Source organism: Janthinobacterium sp. GW460-12-1-14-LB5 (assembly GCF_059423585.1).
Window position 1 is genome coordinate 1 of record NZ_JBWKYD010000041.1, and the last position, 5477, is coordinate 5477.

General features: G+C 65.9%; 5 protein-coding genes. 1 reads left to right on the forward strand and 4 read right to left on the reverse strand.

The window, feature by feature from the left end; all coding sequences use genetic code 11:
- Positions 1-29: 29 nt before the first annotated feature.
- The 4 genes from AC07X6_RS27380 to AC07X6_RS27395 form a co-directional block, all read right to left on the reverse strand.
- A complete protein-coding gene (locus tag AC07X6_RS27380; protein WP_230539970.1) occupies positions 30-1049 on the reverse strand; it encodes a LacI family DNA-binding transcriptional regulator in 1020 nt (339 codons plus the stop codon).
- A gap of 161 nt (positions 1050-1210) precedes the next feature.
- Positions 1211-3691: a TonB-dependent siderophore receptor gene (locus tag AC07X6_RS27385; protein ID WP_494793053.1), complete on the reverse strand. Its 2481-nt coding sequence runs from the start codon at positions 3689-3691 to the stop codon at positions 1211-1213.
- A 73-nt stretch (positions 3692-3764) separates the two neighbouring features.
- Positions 3765-4769: a FecR family protein gene (locus AC07X6_RS27390; RefSeq protein WP_474292770.1), complete on the reverse strand. Its 1005-nt coding sequence runs from the start codon at positions 4767-4769 to the stop codon at positions 3765-3767.
- Complete coding sequence (locus tag AC07X6_RS27395; protein WP_230539967.1) at positions 4766-5293, reverse strand: sigma-70 family RNA polymerase sigma factor; 528 nt, start codon at positions 5291-5293, stop codon at positions 4766-4768. Before AC07X6_RS27395 ends, AC07X6_RS27390 begins: the two co-directional genes overlap by 4 nt.
- Before the next feature lie 2 nt (positions 5294-5295).
- On the opposite strand from AC07X6_RS27395, the gene AC07X6_RS27400 reads away from it, so the two are divergent.
- Positions 5296-5477, forward strand: a 182-nt coding sequence (locus AC07X6_RS27400; protein WP_494793054.1) for a hypothetical protein, incomplete at its 3' end; no start/stop codon positions are given.

Below are 5477 nucleotides of genomic sequence, written 5' to 3' on the forward strand. Positions count from 1 at the left end.
GCGTTGCGCCATCTGCCGTATTGAATCGCTTAGCGCGTCGTGCCGCGCCGCACCAGGGTGACGGGGACTTCCTTCAGGCGGCCCGGCATGGCGAATTTTTCCATGCGCTCAACCAGGCTCTTGACGGCGCGGCGCGCCAGTTCACCCGCATCCTGGCGGATGGTGGTCAACTGGTAGGCATCCAGCGCCGCCATGGGAATGTCGTCGAAGCCGATCACCTGCAGTTGCGCGGGCACGTCGATGCCGTACTTGCTGCGCGCCGCATCGATGAAGCCGCAGGCGATCAGGTCGGTGGCGCAAAAGACGCCGTCGGGCAGCTTGCTTGATGCGAGCAGGGCGTCGGCCGCTTCCTGGCCCGCCTGGTAGCCGATGGCCTCGGCCAGGTATTCGCCGGCCGTGCAGCGCTTCTTCGCCACGGCCGGCGCCAGGTGGTCGAGGAAGGCCTTGCCGCGCGCGATACCGCTGAAACTGCTGGCGCGCGTGTTGACGAAGGCCAGCCGTTTGGCGCCGCTGTCGAGCAGGGTGCTGGCCGCCAGTTCGCCGCCATGGCGGTTGTCGCTGTTGACCACGTCCACGCCTTTCAGGTCGCGCGCGCGGTTGATCATGGCCACCGGCACTTGCCGCTGCAGGTATTCCGTGGCGACGGCGGACGGCGGCGAGCCGGACGTCATAATGACGCCGGAAATCTTGTAGCTGAGGAGGATGCGCAGCAGTTCACTGAGGCGCTCGGGATCTTCCGCATTCATCAGCAGCGGCACCAGCGCATGTTCGCTCAGGCTGCGCGTGACTTCGCCCAACAGGGCCACGCGGAACGGGTCCGTGAAGCCCGTGATGACGACGCCCACCAGATTGCTCTGGCCCTGGTTCATGCTGCGCGCCAGGATGTTGACCTGGTAGCCCAGCGACTGCGCCGCTTCCATCACGCGGGCCCGCGTTTCGGGCGCCACGCTGGCGCCGGGCGTGAACGTGCGCGAGACGGCGGAGCGCGAGACGCCGGCCCGTTTGGCGACGTCCACCGAAGTGACCCAGGACTTGTCTTTTTGTTCCATTGACGGTGTAGATGATTGAGAGGCCGATGCACGATGCGGTGCGGCGCAATGCCGCGCCATCATCTTAGCCGAAAATCCCGGCCGCGGCGCGAACTGAATGCCGGTTGCACTATCAGTCACGCGGCGCGGCCAGCGTGCCGGCCTTCAGCTTTTCAATCGTTTTACCACTTCGGCGTGTATTTCAAGGTGAACTGCACGTTGCGCGGGTCGCCATAGTAGTTATTCGACCCGGTGGTATTGTAGGCCGGGATGATGTAGCTCTTGTCGAAGACGTTGTTGACATTGAGCGACAGGGCCACTTGGGGCCTGGCTTGCCAGGCCATGCGTGCATTCCAGATCGAGACGCCTGCAATCTTGAAGGTGCGATTGGTATCGAGCGTATGGCTTTGCGTGTTGACGCCGGCGCCCACGCTGAACTTGTCCCATGCGCCCGGCAGGGTGTAGCTGGACCACATACGCAGCATGTGTTTCGGCGTCCACGTGGAAAAGACCTTGCCCTGGCTGTCCGGGTCGTCCAGGTAGGTCGTCGTCGTATAGGCGTAGCCGGCCGACAGCTGCAAGCCGCGCGCCACTTCGCCCGACATTTCCGCTTCCAGGCCCTGGCTGCGCACCTTGCCCGAGGCGCGCGAGCAGTACCCGTCGGCGCACACCATGCCCGCAGCATAGTCGGTGACGGCACGGTTCTTGTGGTCATAGCGGAACACGGCCAGCGAGGTGTTGAGCTTGCCATCCATCAGCTCACCCTTGATGCCCGCCTCGTAGTTGCTGCCCGTGATGGGTTTGAGGACCTTGTCTTGCGCATCGCGGATGCTTTGTGGCGTGAAGATGTCGGCATAGCTGGCGTAGGCCGACCATTGCGGATCGAGCGCGTAGATCAGGCCTACCGATGGCGTGAACTTGGCGGTGGCGTTGAGCTGTTCTTCAGGACCTTTGGGCGTCGCATACACGAAGTCGTACCAGCTGAAGCGTCCACCCAGCACGGCTTTCAGCTTGCTGGTCAGTTGGCCGTTCCAGCTGCCATACAGGCCTTTCTGGCGTATTTCATAGGTGCTGACGGGACGCACGCCCTTCGGGCGCGCGGCGATGCTGTCGAGGTCTTGCCATGGGCGGTTGTGCCTGATGTTGAAGACGTCCGCACCAGATTCCCAAACGCGGGCGTAGACGTCGTCCGACGCCATCGTGACGTAGCTGGCGCCCACGAGGACTTCCTGCGCGATGCCCAGGCCGTCGAATTTGCCGCGCACGTAGGTATCGATGCCGCGCTTGCGGTTGTCGAAATCCATGCCAAAGTCGGCATAGCTCGCACCGCTGCCGTCGGGATTAATGGGCAAGGCCACGCGCTGGTGCACGGAGCCAGTGTTTTCCTTCATGTTCACGGCCGATGCCTTCAGGCTCCACTGGCTGTTGAAATGGTGTTCCAGATCGAGATACACGTTGGTTTGTTTGGCCTCGCTGCGGTTCCAGTCGGCGCCCGTGAAGGTGGAGCGGGGCAGGTTCAGCGCGCTGCCGTCCGCGTAGCGGGGCAGGCCGATAAAGGTGGGACGGCCGTGGTCGTTGACGTTGCTGATCGCCAGGCCCAGGGTGGTGGCCGGTCCCAGGTCGTAGTCGAGTGCCGCGTACAGGGTGCGGTTCTGGCCCCACACCCGGTCGACGAAGGAATGGGTATCGTCTTCATCGACGATGGCGCGTCCGCGCAGGCTGCCGTCCGCATTCAGGGGCATGCTGACGTCGAGCTGGGCGCCGTAATGGTCCCACGAGCCGGCGCGCGCCGTCATGCTGACACTGCGCGCGGCGGTCGGGCGCTTGCGCACCAGGCTGACGGAGCCGCCGGGGCTGCCCGTGCCGACCAGCATGCCCGAGGCGCCGCGCAGCACTTCCAGGCGGTCGTAGATGACCATGTTTTCCTGGCCCCAGTTACCCAGTGCATAGGTGTTGCGGTCGATGGGCACGCCATCGTACTGCCATTGATCGATCTGGAAGCCGCGGGCCGTGATCACCACGCCCGGTCCCACGCCATGCACGCCCACCACGCCGGTGACGTTGTTGACGGCTTCGCGCAGATCCGTGATGCCCTGGTCGTCCAGGCGCTGGCGCGTCAGCACGCTCACGGATTGGGGGATGTCCTTCATCGATTGCTCGCCCTTGCCGATGGTGAGCTTGCGCGCCGTGTAGGAGCCGCTGCCTTCCGTGGTGGCGCCTTGCTCGGCCTGGCCAACGATGGTAATCGAGGGCATGGTGCGTTCGGCCGCTGAAGCAGCGCCGATCGCCGCCGTGGGCGTGGACGCCGGCGCGGCCACCAGCACATAGCCGGTGGACGTCTTGCCGATGGCGTAGCCGCTGCCGCGCAGCAGCACGGCGAAACCGTCATCGATGGCGTAGCTGCCTTGCAGGCCGGCGCTGGTCAAGCCCTGCACCTTGGCAGCGTCGATGACGATGGATACGCCCGCCTGCTGCGCATAGCGGTTCAGGGCGCCGGCCAGCGGGCCGGCGGGGATGGCATAGCTGGCGACAGCCGGCACGGCCTGGGCTGTAGCCTGGGCGTGCAGGCCGGCGCCAGCGAGCAGCATGGCCGCCAGGGCCAGCGGGCGCAGACGCGTGCGCAGGGTGTTCGGGGAGGAAACGGCAACGACTTGAGCGTACATGGTGACAGCCTTTTGTGAATGATCTCAGCTGCCTTGACGCACGAGATGCGCCAACACGAACCTGCGTGGTAAATTATTTTTTTGCGGTGCCAGTGCTTGGCGCGTCGACCATCACCAGGTAGCGCGTCAGCATGCGGATGCGCAGTTGCGGGAAATTGTCGATCAACAGCTGCAGCGCCTTGTCCGTGTCGTCCAGCGGCAGCACGGCCGCCACGCGGATACCGGCGATCTGCGCGTGGTCGTAATGCAGCTGGCCGGGGCGGTGGCGCGCCAGCTCGTCAAGCACCTCGGCCAGCGGCTGGTCATCGACCACCAGCTGGTGTGCGCGCCAGGCGTCCTGCACGCCGGCCGCATCGATGGCCGTGATGGGGCCCACGCCATCGTCCGTGATGCGCGTGCGCTGGCCCGCCTGCACCACGATGGCCGGATGCCGCGGCACCTGCGCCGACACTTTGGACTCCAGCATGCTCAGGGTGGTGGCGGCGCCATCCCTGCGCACGCTGAAACGCGTGCCCAGCGCGCGGATCGCCGCCTGGCCGCTGTCGACGATGAAGGGGCGCTGCGCATCCTTGGCCACGTCGACGAGGATGTCGCCGCGCACCAGTTCCACATGCCGTTCGCCCGCATTGAAATGCACGTTGACGGCGCTGTCGCTGCCCAGGGTCAGGCGGCTACCATCGGCCAGGGTGTGCGTGTGCCATTGTCCCGTTGGGCTGCGCAGGTCGGCCAGCAGGTAGGCGGGGCGCTCGCTGATGACCAGCGCACCGGTCAGCGCGAGCACGGCAACGGCGCTGGCGGCGGCCAACTGGCGCAGACGCTGTCGGGGACGATCGGGGGCGATGGCGGCCAGGGCGGCGCGCGCGGGCCGATGGTCGCCACCGGCCGGCTCGCGCACGGCGTGCAATTGACGCAGCAGGTTTTCCATGCCCGCCGCTGCGTTGGCGTGCCGCGGGTCGGCCGCCTTCCATGCGGCGAAGCCGGAGCGTGCCTGTTCGCGCTCGGCCGGGTCGTCGGCGCTCAGGCGCACGATCCAGCGGGCGGCCTGTTCGGCGGCGATATCCGTGCGGGGGCGATTCATGCCGCCATGCCCGGGCAGGCGTGGCGGCAGGCCAGCAAGGCTTGCACCAGGTATTTTTGCACCATGCGCGTGGAGACGTTCAGCTGCGCGGCGACGGCGGCCTGCGGTTGTTCTTCCAGGTAGTGCAGCAAAAAGGCATCGCGCGCTTTGGCGGACAAGCCGGCCAGCGCCGTGGCGATCTGCCCGAGCGCCTGCACGGCCATCAGGATCTCGTCCGGCGAGGGCGCGCCGGGCAGGCTGTCGGCCAGCAGGGCCAGTTCCGCCAGGTAGCTGCGCTCGAGTACCTGCCGGCGCGCGCGGTCGAGCAGCAAGCGCTTTGCCGTGGTGGACAGGTAGGCGCGCGGCTCGCGCATGCCGAACAGCGCGTCGCGCGAGGCGATGATGCGCACAAAGGTGTCTTGCGCCACATCGGCCGCGCCATGCGGGCAGCTGAGTTTTTTGCGCAGCCAGCCGACCAGCCAGCCGTGATGCTCGCTGTAGAGCGACTGCACTTGCTGTTGCAGGCTGGGCTGGATGGTGGACATGGATGATGAATATTATAAATGAGAATTATTCTCATTGTAAGCGCGAGCGGCGTCTCGCCACAATCCCCGATTGCATGCGGCTGGGGCAGGTGTTGCGCGCAGGCCGCATGTGCGGCGGTGCCGGAAATGAAAAAACCCGCCGCTGCACGGGGCAGAGGCGGGTTTATCAGTGCTGCAAATTCTT